General features: G+C 37.7%; 14 protein-coding genes and 1 tRNA gene. 7 read left to right on the top strand and 8 right to left on the bottom strand.

Translation table 11 applies throughout. From position 1 onward, the window contains the following. The first annotated feature begins 92 nt into the window (after positions 1–92). The gene (locus IE199_RS09925; RefSeq protein WP_189769870.1) at positions 93–917 is read left to right on the top strand and encodes a 23S rRNA (adenine(2030)-N(6))-methyltransferase RlmJ; all 825 of its coding nucleotides are present in this window, start codon (positions 93–95) and stop codon (positions 915–917) included. A 10-nt stretch (positions 918–927) separates the two neighbouring features. On the opposite strand, the gene IE199_RS09930 is transcribed toward IE199_RS09925, so the two are convergent. From IE199_RS09930 to IE199_RS09940, 3 genes are all read right to left on the bottom strand, one after another. After that, positions 928–1,004 (bottom strand) — tRNA-Pro (locus IE199_RS09930). 79 nt (positions 1,005–1,083) lie between these two features. Beyond that, positions 1,084–2,751, bottom strand: coding sequence for a DUF3413 domain-containing protein (locus tag IE199_RS09935; RefSeq protein ID WP_189769872.1), 1,668 nt, complete (start codon positions 2,749–2,751; stop codon positions 1,084–1,086). Between the two features lie 43 nt (positions 2,752–2,794). Next, a complete protein-coding gene (locus tag IE199_RS09940) occupies positions 2,795–3,010 on the bottom strand; it encodes a YejL family protein (protein ID WP_189769874.1) in 216 nt (71 codons plus the stop codon). A 77-nt stretch (positions 3,011–3,087) separates the two neighbouring features. Between IE199_RS09940 and yejK the strand changes: the two genes are divergently transcribed. The 4 genes from yejK to IE199_RS09960 are packed head-to-tail and all read left to right on the top strand — an operon-like array spanning position 3,088 to position 6,941. Next, positions 3,088–4,152, top strand: coding sequence for a nucleoid-associated protein YejK (yejK, locus tag IE199_RS09945; protein ID WP_189769876.1), 1,065 nt, complete (start codon positions 3,088–3,090; stop codon positions 4,150–4,152). A 32-nt stretch (positions 4,153–4,184) separates the two neighbouring features. After that, positions 4,185–5,219, top strand: coding sequence for a dihydroorotase (pyrC, locus tag IE199_RS09950; protein ID WP_189769878.1), 1,035 nt, complete (start codon positions 4,185–4,187; stop codon positions 5,217–5,219). An 8-nt stretch (positions 5,220–5,227) separates the two neighbouring features. Further along, positions 5,228–6,109: a 6-carboxytetrahydropterin synthase gene (locus tag IE199_RS09955; RefSeq protein ID WP_189769880.1), complete on the top strand. Its 882-nt coding sequence runs from the start codon at positions 5,228–5,230 to the stop codon at positions 6,107–6,109. After that, positions 6,102–6,941: a M23 family metallopeptidase gene (locus tag IE199_RS09960; RefSeq protein ID WP_189769882.1), complete on the top strand. Its 840-nt coding sequence runs from the start codon at positions 6,102–6,104 to the stop codon at positions 6,939–6,941. The genes IE199_RS09955 and IE199_RS09960 overlap by 8 nt, the downstream gene beginning before the upstream one ends. 42 nt (positions 6,942–6,983) lie before the next feature. Here the strand turns inward: IE199_RS09960 and IE199_RS09965 are convergent, their stop codons facing one another. From IE199_RS09965 to IE199_RS09980, 4 genes are all read right to left on the bottom strand, one after another. Then, the gene (locus tag IE199_RS09965; RefSeq protein WP_189769884.1) at positions 6,984–8,225 is read right to left on the bottom strand and encodes a putative porin; all 1,242 of its coding nucleotides are present in this window, start codon (positions 8,223–8,225) and stop codon (positions 6,984–6,986) included. Further along, complete coding sequence (locus IE199_RS09970) at positions 8,222–10,573, bottom strand: bifunctional diguanylate cyclase/phosphodiesterase (protein ID WP_189769886.1); 2,352 nt, start codon at positions 10,571–10,573, stop codon at positions 8,222–8,224. Before IE199_RS09970 ends, IE199_RS09965 begins: the two co-directional genes overlap by 4 nt. 5 nt (positions 10,574–10,578) lie before the next feature. Next, a complete protein-coding gene (locus IE199_RS09975) occupies positions 10,579–11,253 on the bottom strand; it encodes a cupredoxin domain-containing protein (protein ID WP_189769888.1) in 675 nt (224 codons plus the stop codon). A gap of 353 nt (positions 11,254–11,606) precedes the next feature. After that, positions 11,607–13,634, bottom strand: coding sequence for a S9 family peptidase (locus tag IE199_RS09980; RefSeq protein WP_189769890.1), 2,028 nt, complete (start codon positions 13,632–13,634; stop codon positions 11,607–11,609). Positions 13,635–13,813: 179 nt separating this feature from the next. Here IE199_RS09980 and IE199_RS09985 point away from each other — a divergent pair, with 179 nt between their 5' ends. Both IE199_RS09985 and IE199_RS09990 read left to right on the top strand, forming a co-directional pair. Next, on the top strand, positions 13,814–14,269 hold the full coding sequence (locus IE199_RS09985; RefSeq protein ID WP_229854648.1) for a GNAT family N-acetyltransferase: 456 nt from the start codon (positions 13,814–13,816) through the stop codon (positions 14,267–14,269). A 49-nt stretch (positions 14,270–14,318) separates the two neighbouring features. Next, positions 14,319–14,717, top strand: a complete 399-nt coding sequence (locus IE199_RS09990; RefSeq protein ID WP_444545946.1) for an Rdx family protein — start codon at positions 14,319–14,321, stop codon at positions 14,715–14,717. A 21-nt stretch (positions 14,718–14,738) separates the two neighbouring features. Here the strand turns inward: IE199_RS09990 and IE199_RS09995 are convergent, their stop codons facing one another. Beyond that, entirely contained in the window at positions 14,739–15,851 is a 1,113-nt protein-coding gene (locus tag IE199_RS09995; protein WP_189769894.1) for an ABC transporter substrate-binding protein, read from the bottom strand. Positions 15,852–15,919 lie beyond the last annotated feature (68 nt).

A 15,919-nucleotide genomic window follows, 5' to 3' on the forward strand; every position in this document is an offset into this window, starting at 1 on the left:
CCTTAAGCAATTTAAATTCTCATTTCCCTGCCTACGGGAATTCACCTATAATTCGCGCATTCTAAATTTAAAGACGTTAAGCGCTATTCGTTATGCTGAGCTATCAACACCATTATCATGCTGGTAACCATGCTGATGTGATCAAACATTGGATCTTAGTCGAGTGTATTACTTATTTTCAGTTAAAAGATAAACCCTTTGATTACATTGACACACACGCAGGTGCAGGCCTTTACGATTTAAAATCTAAAGAAGCCTTAAAAACTGGTGAAAGTATCAATGGTATTTTAAAACTTGAACAGCTAAGTTTACCGGGTTTAGAAAACTTACAAGAGGTGATCAGACCATTTTTAGCGCACGATCAATATCCTGGCTCTCCTTTGATCACTAAGCAAATGCTTAGATATGGCGATCATGCCTGGCTTTATGAAATGCATCCGCAAACCATTGTAGAGCTGAAAGAGCACTGTGAACAACGTAAAGTATGTTACGTCAAGTTTGAAGATGGTTTTAAAGGATTAACTACCGTTTTGCCGACACAAAGTAAAAGGGCAATGGTGTTAATTGATCCAAGTTATGAAATAAAATCTGACTACCAAACCGTAGTCGATGTGATCGTCAAAGCCCACAAGAAAGCACCTAATACTACGTTTATGCTTTGGTATCCTGTAGTAAAAAGAGAACAAATTGATGAACTAGAACATAATTTTAAACAGTCAGGAATGAAAAATATTCAACTGTTTGAAATGGGTGTTGCTGATGATGAAGAAAAGGGGATGACCGCCTCTGGGATGATAATCGTTAATCCGCCTTGGACGTTAGCTAAAAAATATAATGAAATAATGCCAGCTGTTTCTAAAGCTTTATCTGAAGATAATGTGGAACGTTGTCGTTTTGAACAATTAGTTGAAGAGTAATTAAGAAAAGTGGTCGGGATAGCAGGACTTGAACCTGCGACCTCACGTCCCCCAGACGCACGCGCTACCAGACTGCGCTATATCCCGATAGCGCAGTATAATAGCGTGTAAATTCATGAATGCAATGAATTATCACACAATACTGCGCTAATTGAGCTTTTATTAATCAGTTTTCGCCGTTCAAGGTAAATTGTTTAATAAAATGAACCCCATCAATCATTAACGGAAAATCTTTACTGACCATAATTGGTGATTCCAATTGTCTAGAGTAACTTTGGAAGTTACCGTGTTGATCTATAAATACAGATTTGTCTTTATTAAACACCATAATGCCTTTATCTACCGTGTTGGCGATAACACGATTTTTATTTAACGTCGTAATATTTTCACCCACACTGTAACGTTTCACATCTGATGAACATGCCAACCAGTTATTCATTAACGTTGGTACTAAGTCAAAATGACTGGTTAATGCGTTTACAGGTTTAGATTCGCCATTGGGAGCGATTAATAGTGCTGGTTTAATATTTAAACCACTATCAATGTTTTCATTACCAATCGAGCTAATCCAAATAAGATCTTTTGTTTTAGCTTCTCGTTGAGAAAGTAATAGGGCATCAATAAACAATTCAAACTGATATTGGTTATCACCTGAAAAATAAAAGATATGCAAACCGTTTGTTTGCTCTTTAAACTTTTTACCTATGATATAAGTAGAAATATTGTCAAAGCTTTCAACTTGGTTAAACATGGGTTCAAACGATTTAACAGTCGTGTGCTCTTCAACTTCGCCAAAATAAGTGAGTGTTGCCTCGATATTCTTATTCTCTAGCACCTGAAATAAAACAGGCTTTTTACCACTTGCTAAAACCGGCGCCTTATAGATAGACGGCAGGCTATACAAGAGGTTGAACCAAGAATCATTTGGTAACGCGTTATCAATGTGTTTGATTAATTTTAGGTGTTTAACACTTGAACGTTGAGCGAACTGGTCAATTTGACGTTCAGTTAAATCTTTGTCGGTTAGCACTAAAATGGCACTACGTTGTAACTTAGTTTTACTGTCACAATCTTCATTAAAGGTCGGATAAGTAGGTATTGATTCAAACGACAAAGTGCTCGTTCGTCTCGCGATATAGTCTTGCTTATCAAACAAACCGTATTTAGTTAATAAGGTTTTAGCGGTAGAAGGATATGACAGAGGGAACATAGTGTCCTGCCGTAAAATATCGTACTCAAGGTTTGCATCAGCCCAAATGTGCGTAATGTGGCTAAAAAAGAAAGAGAGGACTAATCCAGAGACGATAAATTTAGGGTAAACGGTTTTTTGCAATTCTCTTAAGTGTTTCCAAGCGTAGTTACTTACTAGTAGTTGAAAACTTAATATGGCAAAAAACAACACTAAACTGATAAACCAGAAAGCGCGATGATTTCTATCAATTTGTGTTTTTATCAGTTCTATAATTTGTTCGCTGGATGAAGCATTTAAATGATAACCCAACCTAGCATAGATAAAAGCATCAAGTAGCAGTAACAACAAACCTAAAGTAAACACAATTGAGGCTGTGCCTCGGATAAGCCGAGTTTTAGGGTAAATAAGTGTTAATGGAAATATGATCAGTACAAAACCGATAAAGGTTAAAAAGCCCATATGACTAAACCAGGTAGTAACTAAATACAGTTTTCCTAGTAAAGTTTCAGGGCTTGATTCACTGAACAAATAAAAAGAAGACAACACAATGGCTGCCAGAATATTAAAAAAGGTAAACCAATGGCTCCAACTTACTAGGTGAAGCAATCGTTTACTGTACGTAGATGATCCAATTGAAACCATTGAAATTATTTTTCTCTAATATTTTATTGCAGAACTTATTATTTTATTTTTCAACCGATTGCTTTAATGCTTTCGCAAAGTTGTCTGCAATTGCTTGTCTTTGTTCAGGTTTTATATCATTTTGCAAAATGCTGGTCACGACATTTCCCAAGCACATTAAGGCTAAATCAGCCGTTGCTTTTTCGTCAACCAAGACTTTTTGTAAATCTTCAATAATTTTTTCTACACGTTCATTCGAATACTTAGATACAATAGGCATAAATTTTCATAAAAATAACTTTGATAATTGCGTTAAGTTTATCAAAAGCTTATTCAATATCATACAGACCATTAACTATGAGTTTAATTATTTCTAATATTGCACTGCATTATGTCACTAAAAATCAGGAATCTGGCGAAGTTCAAGTTAAATTTGGACCAGAGACTATTGATATCACTTCTCGTATCGAAAACTTTGTTGATGCGCTCCATAACATTTATAACGCCAAGGGTAGCAAGGCTTACGGGCATTTTTTAGCTGAGCCAGAGCCAGTTGAGCACAAAAACTTTATCGAGTTAATGACAGATTATTTAGATGAAAGTTTAAATTTTAATCTCTTTAGTCAGCAAGCCACTAGTTTATTAAAACTAGAACTAGAAAAATATGACATTGAAGAAAATGGTTATTTAGTATTCTGTCATTATGAATATATGGGCGGTCGTTATTTGTTGGTAACGATTATTCCTGTATCTGAGCATTACTCAGTAGATGGCGACTTAAATATCTCTGCGGATAAACATTTAGACACACCTAAACTGCAACTAGCTGCAAGAATTGATTTATTTGAATATCAACAAAACGCCCAAGGCAATCGTTACATTTCTTTTATAAAGGGCAGAGCCGGTCGTAAGATTTCAGACTTCTTTTTAGACTTTTTAAGTTGTGAAGAAGGCTTAGATGTAAAAGAACAAACACAAACACTAGTAAAAGCTGTTGAAGATTACGTAGCAGTAAACCAACTTGATGCAAATGAAAAACAAGAAGCGCGTAAAGAGTTGTTGTCTTACTGTAAAGAACAAAAGGAATCGGCACAGGAAGTGTCAATAAAAGAGCTGGGCTCGGTATTATCAAGCGAAGGTGCTGAAAAAGATTTTTACGCATTTTGTAAAGAAAACGATTATCCGATGGAAGACTCATTTCCTCATGATCAAGCGATCGTTAACAAAGTAACTAAGTATTCAGGTTACGGTGCAGGGATCAGTATTAGCTTTGAAAGAAGCCACTTGGGTCAAGATGTCGTGTATAATGCGGCAAATGACAGTTTAACTATCTATAAAGTTCCACCTAACTTAAAGGATCAGTTATTAAAACTGTTACAAGATCAAGACCGCCAAGAGCAGTCGTCTTCATCTTTTGAATAACAATTAGGCATTAACAAATTAAAAGGTAAATTATGAATCAACTTACTATTACTCGCCCTGATGATTGGCACGTTCACTTAAGAGATGGTGAAGCGTTATCGACAACTGTTGCCGATATCAGCCGTTATTTTGGCCGAGCGATTGTCATGCCTAATCTTGTGCCACCAGTAACAAATGCTGATATGGCGCGTGAATATTACGATCGCATCATGGCTGAAAACCCAGCACCACACTTTACGCCATTAATGGTGTTATACCTAACAGACAATACGACGGCTGAAGATATAAAAGCAGCAAAAAACAGTGGTATTGTTTATGCGTGTAAATTATACCCAGCGGGTGCAACAACAAACTCTTCATCTGGCGTAACTGATGTCGCTAATATCGCCAAGGTTATTGCAGCGATGGAAGCCGTTGATATGCCATTGCTTATACACGGTGAAGTAACAACTGCTGATATAGATATTTTTGACCGTGAAGCGGTATTTATCGATACCATATTAAAGCCACTTGTTGCTAAACATCCTAATCTTAAAGTGGTGTTAGAACATATCACCACTAAAAATGCGGTAGATTTTGTTAATCAAGCAGGCGATAACATCGCAGCGACTATTACAGCACATCACTTGTTATATAACCGTAACCATATGTTAGTCGGTGGCATTCGTCCTCACTTTTTCTGTTTACCTGTGTTGAAACGTAATATTCATCAACAAGCCTTAATTGAAGCGGCTACAAGCGGTAGTGAAAAGTTCTTTTTAGGTACGGATTCTGCGCCACATGCAAAAGAAGCAAAAGAATCAGCTTGTGGTTGTGCAGGCTCTTATACAGCACATGCTGCCATTGAACTTTATGCCGAAGTATTCGAACAAGAAAACGCTTTGGATAAGTTAGAAGGTTTTGCTAGCCTAAATGGTCCTAAGTTTTACAACTTACCAACCAACCCAGATAAAATCACCTTAGAAAAAAGTGCTTGGGATGTACCTGCAACTATGGCCTTTGGTAACAACGAAGTGGTGCCAATTCGTGCTAACGAACAAATTCAATGGCGTGTAGTAAGCGAATAGGGTGAATCATGCAATTATTTGTTAATGACTTAACGGTAATCGACTTTTCTTATTGCTGTGAACATCGTGGCATCGTTGGTGAAAGCTGGATCGTTGATGTGATGCTTGATGGTTCACTTAATGAAATGAAAATGGTTTTAGATTTTGCAGTAGTTAAAAAGCAAATTAAAGCCATAATTGATGATGCAGTAGATCACAAGTTGCTTATTCCTATGGAAAATGCCCGTGTCAGTGTGTCAAATTCAACGCATCATGATGATCATGAATATGTCGATCTGCAATCAAAACGCGCAAGTTACTTTTTACAGTCTCCAAGTTGTGCATTTGCAAAAATTCCAGCGCAAGAAGTTACAATTTCGTCGGTAGTTGAATACTTAACGGATATTATTCTGCAACAACTACCAAGTAACGTCGCCGGATTAAAGTTAACACTACGACCTGAAGTGATAGACAGTGATTATTATCATTATACACATGGCTTAAAACTGCACGATGGCAACTGTCAACGTATCGCACACGGTCATCGTTCAAAAATCACCTTATATCGCAACGAAATGCGCAATGAAGATTTAGAACATTTTTGGTGTCAACGCTGGCAAGATATCTATATTGCATCAGAAGATGATCGGGTATCTAAAAACCAATGCCAACTATCCCAACATGCTGTTTCACAACTTAACGACTCACATCAGTTTTTTGCTTATCAAGCGCCACAAGGGCGTTTTGATATTGCTGTTGAAACACATGTTTTAGAAGTTGTTGATTGTGATTCTACCGTTGAGCTTTTAGCCGACTTTATTGCTAGACAGTTAAAGGCTCAACAACCTAGTGACAAATTTACTGTTATTGCCTATGAAGGTGTAGGCAAAGGTGCCATTGCCCATGCTTAAGTTTGCGGCATTAAGCAAGGTTGCAACTGCGCTTGTTATAAGCGTAGTCGCTTCAAATCAGGCTTTAGCCGGCAGTTTGACCCTATTTGGCGAAATTAAACAAGGCAGTTTAATTATCGGGAAAACAGAAAAGGGCGCAACAGTTACTTTAAACGATGAAGCTATCTTAGTTTCAGAACAGGGTAACTTTGCTTTTGGCTTTGGTCGTGATGAGAAAAAAGCACAAACCTTAGAAGTTACTTTTAAAGATGGCAGTAAAACCACACGTCAGCTAACACCAGCAGCACAGAAATATAACATCCAACGTGTTGAAGGCATTGCCAAGAAAATCATGCAGCCAAGCAAGGAAAACGCGGCCCGTGCAAAAAAAGACGCAGCGCTTGTTTGGAACACTCGTAACATAACCAGTAATAGAAGCGATTTTGCTACAGGTTTTATTGCGCCAGCAAAAGGACGCATTACGGGCGTTTACGGCAGTCAACGTTTTTACAATGGTAAAGCCGGACGTCCTCACTATGGATTGGACTATGCTGGCAAAACGGGAACGCCGGTTGTTGCTCCAGCGTCAGGCAAAGTTGTGATGTATGTGCCTGATATGTTTTATTCTGGCGGCACCATGATCATCGACCATGGTCATGGTGTCACTTCAACCTTTTTGCATTTAAGTGCAAGCTTTGTTAAACAAGGTGATGAAGTGAAAAAAGGCCAAAAAGTTGCTGCTATTGGTTCAACTGGGCGTTCAACTGGTCCACACTTAGATTGGCGCGTTAACTGGAAACACGTCAAACTCGATCCTGCACTTGCGTTAGAAGCATTTACCCACAAGCAATAAGTGTAATTATCTGGCTATCGTTATTATCTTAAAGTTTATTTGCTAAAAGTAGTAACGAAAGCCTATTTGAACCTGTTTTTCTGTTTGTTCTATCGGTTTATTAACATACCAACGTGATGGGCGTTTGCTGTCTATCCAACTTTGTTCTACCAAAACAAAACTCTGCTTATTTAATTTGTACCGATATGCCAATGAAATTGCTCGGCCTGTTTCGTTGTTGTTATCACCTTCAAGGTTATCTAAATCGTCAACGGTGAAATATTCGCCGCGAAGCGCAAAATGATGGTCATTCCAAAAGTGGCGCAACATAACAAAACTAGAATCAAAATCTACATCAACAACCTTTACCAGCTCAGGTGAACGCATAAACGTAGAACCTTGCATATGTTGAGTAATGATTTCCCATTGTTGAGCCAGACGATATTTAATGCCTAAATGATAAAAATCTGTTTTCCAAGTGTACTGACCACGCTCAACTAATCCTTCATCAGTGTTATTGTTGTAATAGCCAAAGCTTGCTTTGATTTTATTACTGTATTTCCAACCCAAAGTACTATGAATACCAAACTTGTGATCTATTTCTTTAAATGGATCAGACAATGGCGCTTGTGCACTTAAGCTATTTTGACGAGCGGGGAATGGCTGAATTGCTATTTTTTCATGCAACAGTGTTTGCCGACTACCAATGGTCCATCCGTGCCAGGCTAACAAAGTGCCAGCAGTATCATTGTTTTGAAACAGCGAAATGTCGGCGCTGAATGTATGTTTGGAGTTAGTGAACTTGCCGAGCTTGTCAACAGCAAAATTTAATCCTGTATGTCGAAGCTCTTCACCCACCCAGTTATTTATTGTGCTGGAGGTTAACATATAAGGTGACGACCAAGCCGTTGCAATATTTTCTAAGCTTATGTTGGGATAAAAAATGCCTATTTTAGATGAGACACGCCAACCATTAGAGGTAGGTAAACCTTTGTATTTAAAATAGGCTTCTGTATAACCTATCGAAGAGTGCCCTTTGTCAGCAAAGGCATTTAATACAAGCGTTGAAGACCATGTTTTGTTTATTTCAAGTTCGGCTTGTAAAGCCAATTGACCTATAGATAAACCACTATCGTTATATCGAAATTTACCGTAACCACCAGTCAAATAACTGTTATCGCTAGAATTTTTGGTCTGGTGAACTCGTAAATCTACTAAACCTTTGACGCTAATATCAGCTGCATAAGTATTATTGAGAGAGCATAGAATACTGAGTGAACTTAACAGGGGTATTTTTATTTTCATTTATTATAGTTAACCCGTTTTACTTGATAATGAGTAGTTTCAAGCCATTGTGTAAATTGAGCAGATGGCAAAGGGCGACTGATAAAATACCCTTGAGCCAATTGACAGTTATGCTCTTTAAGCCAGTTTAGCGTATATTCATCTTCAATGCCTTCCGCTACCACAGATAGTGACATGTTGTGCGCTAATTCAATTGTTGATTTAACAATGATTTTATCGTTTTCGTCATTTTCCAATTGTTGCACAAAAGAGCGATCAATTTTTAACTCTTGCACTGGTAATTGTTTTAATTGAGCTAATGATGAGTATCCGGTGCCATAATCATCTACAGAAAGTTTAAAGCCGTTATCCCTCAAGTAAGACAACATTTTAGTCGCTTGTTTTGGGTCGTCCACTACAGCGTCTTCCGTTACTTCTAAGGTAATAGCATTGTCGTCTAACTGGTATTGTTTCTTAAGGTTAATAACAAAATCAGGATAAGATTCATCTAAAATATTTTCAGCAGATATATTGATTGCGATGTTTATTACGATGCCTTGTTGTTGCCAAGTAAGGTATTGATCAAACGCAGCTTTTGTTACCCAACGTGTCAGCGCTGCCATTTGACCAGTTTTTTCTGCAATACTAACAAATTCATCAGGAGGAATAAGACCTTTTTCCGGGTGTTGCCAACGTACCAGTGCTTCGGCATGACTCACCGTCATGGTTGCTAAGCAAAGTTTAGGTTGGTAGTGAAGCGTAAGCTGATCTTCTTCAATTGCCTGTTTTAAACTGTTGGTTAAAAACAATCTTTCTAAGGTGTTTTCATCAAAAACGGGATTGTAAATTTCAAAGCTTTTTTTGGCTGATTTTGCCCGTTGAATTGCCACGCTCGACTTTTTTAAAAGTTCAGAAGCTGAGCTATTTTCGTATTGGGTCGAATCAACAATGCCAAAGGCATATTGTAAGTGAAGGGCAATGCGCTCAAAATGGCAACTAACGTTTAAAATCGCTAGCAATTTGTCAATGAGTTGCTCAGCCTGCTCAGGTTTTACTATTAAAACAAAATATTCAGCACCTAAGTGAAAGGCATTTATGTCTAATTGTGAAGATTCAAGTCGTCGAGCTACGGTCATCGTTACTTCATCACCCACTTGATACCCTAATGTATCAGTAATTTCATCAGCCCTTAGGTAGCATAACTGAATCAGTAAAAATGGTTGTTGTTTGTCAGCTAATGTTTCTAATGTATTGATCAGCGAATTTCTATTTGGAAGGTGAGTCAGCGGATCATGAAAAGCGTGAAAACTAATCGTTTCTTCTCGAGAGACAATCGCTTTGGTCATGTGGTTAAATTCTTCTGATAACTGTTGTAATTCTTTGCTATTGGAAACATCAACACTTTGATCATAGTTACCTTGTGTTATCGACTGTGCTTGTTTAACTAATTTTGTGATTGGTTTTGTAATACTGCGAGCAATCGCTACGGCACCCAAAGTAGATAGGATCAAACTAAGCGACAATAATATTGCTAAGCTCGCCCATTGAATGTCGATATGCTTGAGTAAATCTGCCCGAGATTCAAACAAAATAGCGGATACATAACCATCACCGATATTGCCTAATTCAACTCGTCTATAAAGATATTTTTGTTCGGTATTAGCAATTATTCCTTTATACACCTCACCATCCGTTGGGTAATTTGTATTATCTGAACTGGCGATAACGTGATAACTATCACCATCATGGTTTACAAAACCAATATGCACGCCAGTGAGTTTTGCGAGATCCAAAGCAAGTTCAGCATCAATTAAATATCCGAAGCCAATCCAGCCAATTGTTCTTGCACCTTCTTTGACCGGTGCAAAATTTAATTGATACAACTTACCATTAAGCGTTACTAACTGAGCAAGCTTGTCTTGACCTAATAATGTTTGGCTATGCTCAAAAACTAGACCGTCATTTGTTCCCCTTTGTATTTTATCGGTGCCGTCAGCTTGTTTGTTAGTGAAAAGGTGGCCAAGTACCTTACCTTTAACATCTAATACTAGGGCTAAATTGCTATCGATTCTTTTGCGGTGATTATTAAGTGCAACGAGTAGGGTACGGGTATCTTCTTTTAATACCGATTTCAGGCCATAGTCTTTGGCAACTGTTTCAGCAAACGCAGATAGGTAATAACGACGGTTGTTAAATTGCGTGTTAAATACATCGGCTGCATTGTTTAATCGATTGTTTAATTGAATACTTTCAAGCTTAACGTTGGCTTGATAGGTATAGAAAAAACCGCCCAATTGAGCGATAAAGAGTAAAAATAAAAACAGTACAAGTATTTTACTTTGTAAACTTCTCACTTTAATAAAAGTCATCTTTTTTAATACTCTTCTAAAAAGTCAAACTCGTCTTGCCCTTGCTGTGTGGGGATAGGTAATAACGCTTTTTTTAATACAAAGTCTAGCGTATTTAATCCTTGGGTTATTTCAAAATATTGGGATTGAATGTGTTGTTCTGCATCTAACTGAGGATGCCAAACGCTAATTTCATAGTTTCCAGGCTTTAAATTGTTAAAGCTTAAATTCCCCTTGTCGTCTGTTTTGCCAAAATAAGGCGTGTCGACAACTAAAGTAAAACCACTCATCCAGTCATGAACATTGCAACCCATTGCAATTTCTTCTACGCCAATTAACGCTTGAGTTTGTTTGGTTTCGCCAGTTTTGAGTTTAAATTCGAAACGGTTTTCTCCTGAAACTGAGTAGATATGATGGGTAATATCATCCTTGTTTTCAAACGTTAACTTTTGGCCCTTTTGTATAACGGTCATATAGGGAGCAAATTTTTTATCTTTTTGATCAATGACTACTTGAGACGTATTAGAGGGTAAAGAATCTATTGCGAATTTAGGAATAGCAAACGCGACTATGTCTTTAATCGGTTTATTTGTCTGGTCAAAAACTTGAACAACCAATGTTTCTGCTTTTAAAGAAGAGATGCACGCCAAAAGAACTAAGGGTAAATATTTTTTCAAAAGAAGACTCGCTAATTTGTTCATATATAATTTAACCTCAGCTTCACATAAGCAATGTGTTTCTAGGTGCTATTTTTTACTGACTTCTGCGTTATTTTAAAGCGAAATAGCTAGCTATTCCTGCTGTAAAACACCTTGAATTCAGACAAAAATATCAACATAAAAAAATAATAGACTGCTAATTTATTCTTTTCTTTAATTTAGCACTATTTCTTATGCAAGCCTGAGATTAATTTAGTAAATTCTTCTATTAGAACTAGTTTCTTTTAAAAAAATTGCTGAAAAAGTAGAAATTAACTAACACATTATTCATAAAGATAAAAAAACCAACACACTAAGGTGTTGGCTTATTGATAAACAAGATAAAGACGTTGGTTTTATTTTTTATACTTTTCAAACCAAGCAATTGTATGTTCAATTTTTGTCACCATACGAGATGGCTTGCCAGCAATACCATGATAAGCACCTGGGATTTTAACTAATACCGTATCAACTTTTCTAAGTTTTAACGCCTGATAAAACTGCTCTGTTTCAGACATAGGCGTGCGAAGATCTTCTTCACCTGTCATCAGTAGCGTAGGAGTTTTAACATTTCCTACCAACGACATAGGTGAACGCTGCCAGTAATGTTCAACATGGTCCCATGGCATCCCAGGAAACTGTGTTGGAATTTGACTTAAACCGCTATCCGCTGTTAATACTTTACTCAACCAATTAATGACAGGTTTTACGACTGCAGCAGCAGAAAAACGGTCTGTTAGACCAATCGCGTATGCACTGGCAATACCGCCAGCAGAGCCACCGGCAACAAACAAGTTGTTTTCGTCAATAAAACCTTGGCCAATCATGGCATCAACACCAGAGTTGTGATCGGCAAAGTCTTCTTTAGATGAATACTTGTATTTTAATAACATCGCAAAACGCTCGCCGTAAGAACTACTGCCTCGGTGATTATCATAAAATACTACATAACCTTGAGCGGCATAACGTTGCATTTCTGCTGAAAAGTGTGGGCCATAAGCTAAATGTGGGCCACCGTGAATTTCTAGGATTAGCGGATATTTTTTCTTTGGATCAAAATTAGGTGGCGTAATATACCAGCCTTGGATGTTTTCCCCATCAAAAGACGACTTATAGTTGATCTCGTGTACTTCACCCAAAGATTTATGAGCGAGTAAATCTTCATTTAATTGAGTTAGTGGTTTAACTACACCTTTAGGGCTTACGATAGCCACATCAGCAGGGCGGTTGGCTGAACCATAGGTAAAAGTAATATTGCCTGAAAGATTAGCGTGAAACTCACCACTAATGTACGGACGCCCCAATGAAGTACCTGATACAGCATCGGTCAGATCTTTAATTTTGCCTTTTGTACTGATGGTCGCTACTTTTCGTTTACCAAAGTCATCGTAAGAAATTGCTAGACTTCTATCTGAAATCCACTGAGGATTACTAATAGAACGATCGAAATCTTTTGCGATCATTTCTACTTTTTTGTTATCCCAATCCATTAAGTTCAACTTAGCGTTGCGATATGGATTTAATTCACCTGATGTTGAAAGGAACGCTAAGGTTTCACCATCGTTTGAAAAACTTGGCGAGAATTCGTTGCCAGGCGTCTTGGTTAGTTGCGTTAAATTCCCGTCTTTAACTGCGACAGAATACAAATCACCTTCTAATGTTTTATATTCCCAATCTTCAAATCTTTTAGCTGAAAAAACGATATGTTTGCTGTCTTTTGTCCACGCTAATGTGCCTCGGTGATGATAGTCACCCGAGGTAATTTGTCGTTCAGTACCACCGTCTGTTGGTATGACAAATATATGGCTATAACCAGGTTTCACTAAACCGCTACCGTCGGCTTGATAATAGGCCTTGTCAATCACAATGGCAGGTTTTGACCATTTTGCGCCTTTAGGCTTTTTCGGCATACTGGCAAGCGTTGGAGATTTTGCTTCTACTTTTTTGCTAAACGCAAGCCATTTTCCATCGGGAGACCAAGTCAGACTGCTAACCCCAGACTGTAATTGGCTGAGCATTGCGGTGCGATTTTCAGCAACATAATGTACATGAATTTGCCAGCTACCACTTAAATTACTGACAAAGGCAATTTTACTGCCATCAGGCGACCACCGTGGTTGCGAGTACTGTTTTTCATCTGAAAAAAGTGGCATGTGCTGGCCTGTTTTAACATTAAGCATCCACAGATCTCGATTATTACCATCTGTCATAATGTCATTGCTATTACGCACATAAACTATTGATTGACCATCAGGAGAAAGTCTAGGTTGTGACGCGTATTCTAAAGAGAAAATATCTTCAGGTTGAAAGGTGTCAGCCGCTAAAACATTGTAACTAGACAATGCTGTAGTGGCGACTAGTAGCGCTTTAAGGTGGTTTTTCATCGCAACTCACTTGCTGTTATTTTGATAATTAGCACAAATTTTATGTGATTTTTTTAGTAAAGGATAAATGTTTAACGTAAAAAATAGGGCATTTAGCTTTTTTGTTACAAAGGAACATGAAATTTACCTATGTGATCATTTACACTCTTGCGCTTACAACAAAAACGAGTAAATCGACAATGAAAATAAATATAATAAAAGCTGAGATAAATGACGCTAAACGCATTGCCCCTTTATTTGACCAGTACCGTCAGTTTTATAGACAGCCATCTGATTTAAGTGCCGCAGAAAACTTCCTGACAGAAAGGCTTAGCAATAACGAATCTATTGTTTATTTTGCCGAAGATGACCAAAATAACATATTGGGCTTTACACAACTTTATCCCTGTTTTTCTTCCGTTTCTGTGTGTTCTAAATTGATCTTAAATGATCTATTTGTCGAAGAAAGCGCTAGAGGCTTAGGCATCGCTAAGTTACTAATAGAAGCAGCAAAAGGTTGTGCGTTAGAAAGAGGCGATAAAAGGCTTTCATTGCAAACAGCAACAGATAATTTAATCGCGCAAAAATTTTACAGCAAGATGGATTTCCATTTAGTGGAAGACTTCGTGCAATATTCACTTACCATAATAGAGTAGTTATTAAACTCTCACGATAAAGCGTGTTGTTTTTTCAGGTTAAAATTCAATGATTGTAATCGCGGCGCTTGTCATAGACTTAGTATCTGCCGCCAAAACAACCTCGAAAAATCAGCACGCCCTCATATATAATGGCGTTTTTCCTAATAGTTTGCTTATAACCATGAATAAAATTTCCATTACTTACTGTGCACAATGCCGCTGGTTACTGAGAAGTACTTGGATGGCTCAAGAAATTTTAACCACATTTGATGGTGAAATAGATGAGCTAACATTAATACCAAGTACTGGAGGCATTTTTCAGATACAGGCCAATAACACCCTAATTTGGTGCCGCAAAGAAATGGGCGGATTTCCAGAAATAACAGAACTAAAACAACGAGTACGTGACGTGATAGCACCAGAAATGAGCTTAGGCTGTATCGACCGAAAAGTTAAAAAAAGTTAAATTATAAAGCGTGACAATGATCTAATTGTTTTGCTGATTCATGGCTTTTGCAAAATTTGAAATAGTAAACTCTGGCGCTTTTTGATTACGTTGTGTAGCAAGGTGTTTTGAAAAAAGACTAAAGTCTATGTTCTCTGCATTAAAGGGGGTTAACAGAGAACTAAATTCGTTTAAATTATCTTGGTGAATTATCGAAAGCGGTACGCGATATGCCATTGAACTTTTTCTATATGGCGATATCCCATGAAAATGATCATACAGATCAACAATCGCTTTACTAGCAAGAATATAGTGTCCGCCCATACTTGCGGTAAATTCGTTATTTTTAATAGCCGTTAATGTTTCAGGGAACCAATCAAACCCGCCGATAAAAAGCGATTTGTTAATTGACAACTTCAACTCTTTGGCTGCTTCAACTACACCCAAAGCCATTTGATCTGACGCACAAAATACAATATTGGTGTTTCCGTATTTTCGGTTAAGCTCGATAAAGAGTTTCTTCGCTTTTTCTCTTTGCCAACTCGCAGGTAATACGTGATTTAATTCGACATTAGGATTGGCGTGTGCAACGATACTAAAGCCGTTCATACGCAAAATAGATGATTGATAGAAATCGCCACCAATGCCTATTGCATAAAGACTTTCGTCAACTTTAGGTTTAATTGAATTGTTTGCGCGCTCTACTAAATAGCTCATTAACTCTATAGCGGCGCGTTGGTTATCGTAATTATATTCTCCCAGCCAAAATTTATACGTTTCCATCGCGCGTCCTAACGAGGGAAACATCTGGCGGTTAAACACTTGCTCCAGCGTAACAAAAGGAATTTTTGCCTGTTCTAATGTTGTAAAACTGCGCATGATGCTGCCGTCATAGGGCAAAAATATTACGGCGTCAGGCTTTTCACTGCGCTCGGCAATATCTTTTATCAGATCTGATTGATGAATACGGTTAGCACCAGAGTAGGCTACTTCTAGTCGTACATTTAGATCTTCTGCTGTCGCCACAGCAAGATCGGTGATGTAATTCCAAAAAGGATCGGCTTTATTAGACGGATTAACAAAAACAAAATAATTCGCGTAACTTGTGGATGCAAACAAAGAGATTGCAAGAATTAACGGGACAATTTTGTACATCAACGACACAGTCCAATAAACCTTAATTGCTTAAGTTTAACACAGATAATAAGCCTTATTTTTAAACA

This window comes from Thalassotalea marina (genome assembly GCF_014656435.1).
Lineage (GTDB): Bacteria > Pseudomonadota > Gammaproteobacteria > Enterobacterales > Alteromonadaceae > Thalassotalea_C > Thalassotalea_C marina.

Excerpts from the sequence above, each read along its gene's own strand:
- IE199_RS09925 (WP_189769870.1), top strand. The coding sequence starts at position 93 with ATGCTGAGCTATCAACACCATTATCATGCTGGTAACCATGCTGATGTG.
- IE199_RS09935 (WP_189769872.1), bottom strand. The coding sequence starts at position 2,751 with ATGGTTTCAATTGGATCATCTACGTACAGTAAACGATTGCTTCACCTA.
- IE199_RS09940 (WP_189769874.1), bottom strand. The coding sequence starts at position 3,010 with ATGCCTATTGTATCTAAGTATTCGAATGAACGTGTAGAAAAAATTATT.
- yejK (WP_189769876.1), top strand. The coding sequence starts at position 3,088 with ATGAGTTTAATTATTTCTAATATTGCACTGCATTATGTCACTAAAAAT.
- pyrC (WP_189769878.1), top strand. The coding sequence starts at position 4,185 with ATGAATCAACTTACTATTACTCGCCCTGATGATTGGCACGTTCACTTA.
- IE199_RS09955 (WP_189769880.1), top strand. The coding sequence starts at position 5,228 with ATGCAATTATTTGTTAATGACTTAACGGTAATCGACTTTTCTTATTGC.
- IE199_RS09960 (WP_189769882.1), top strand. The coding sequence starts at position 6,102 with ATGCTTAAGTTTGCGGCATTAAGCAAGGTTGCAACTGCGCTTGTTATA.
- IE199_RS09965 (WP_189769884.1), bottom strand. The coding sequence starts at position 8,225 with ATGAAAATAAAAATACCCCTGTTAAGTTCACTCAGTATTCTATGCTCT.
- IE199_RS09970 (WP_189769886.1), bottom strand. The coding sequence starts at position 10,573 with ATGACTTTTATTAAAGTGAGAAGTTTACAAAGTAAAATACTTGTACTG.
- IE199_RS09975 (WP_189769888.1), bottom strand. The coding sequence starts at position 11,253 with ATGAACAAATTAGCGAGTCTTCTTTTGAAAAAATATTTACCCTTAGTT.
- IE199_RS09980 (WP_189769890.1), bottom strand. The coding sequence starts at position 13,634 with ATGAAAAACCACCTTAAAGCGCTACTAGTCGCCACTACAGCATTGTCT.
- IE199_RS09985 (WP_229854648.1), top strand. The coding sequence starts at position 13,814 with ATGAAAATAAATATAATAAAAGCTGAGATAAATGACGCTAAACGCATT.
- IE199_RS09990 (WP_444545946.1), top strand. The coding sequence starts at position 14,319 with ATGATTGTAATCGCGGCGCTTGTCATAGACTTAGTATCTGCCGCCAAA.
- IE199_RS09995 (WP_189769894.1), bottom strand. The coding sequence starts at position 15,851 with ATGTACAAAATTGTCCCGTTAATTCTTGCAATCTCTTTGTTTGCATCC.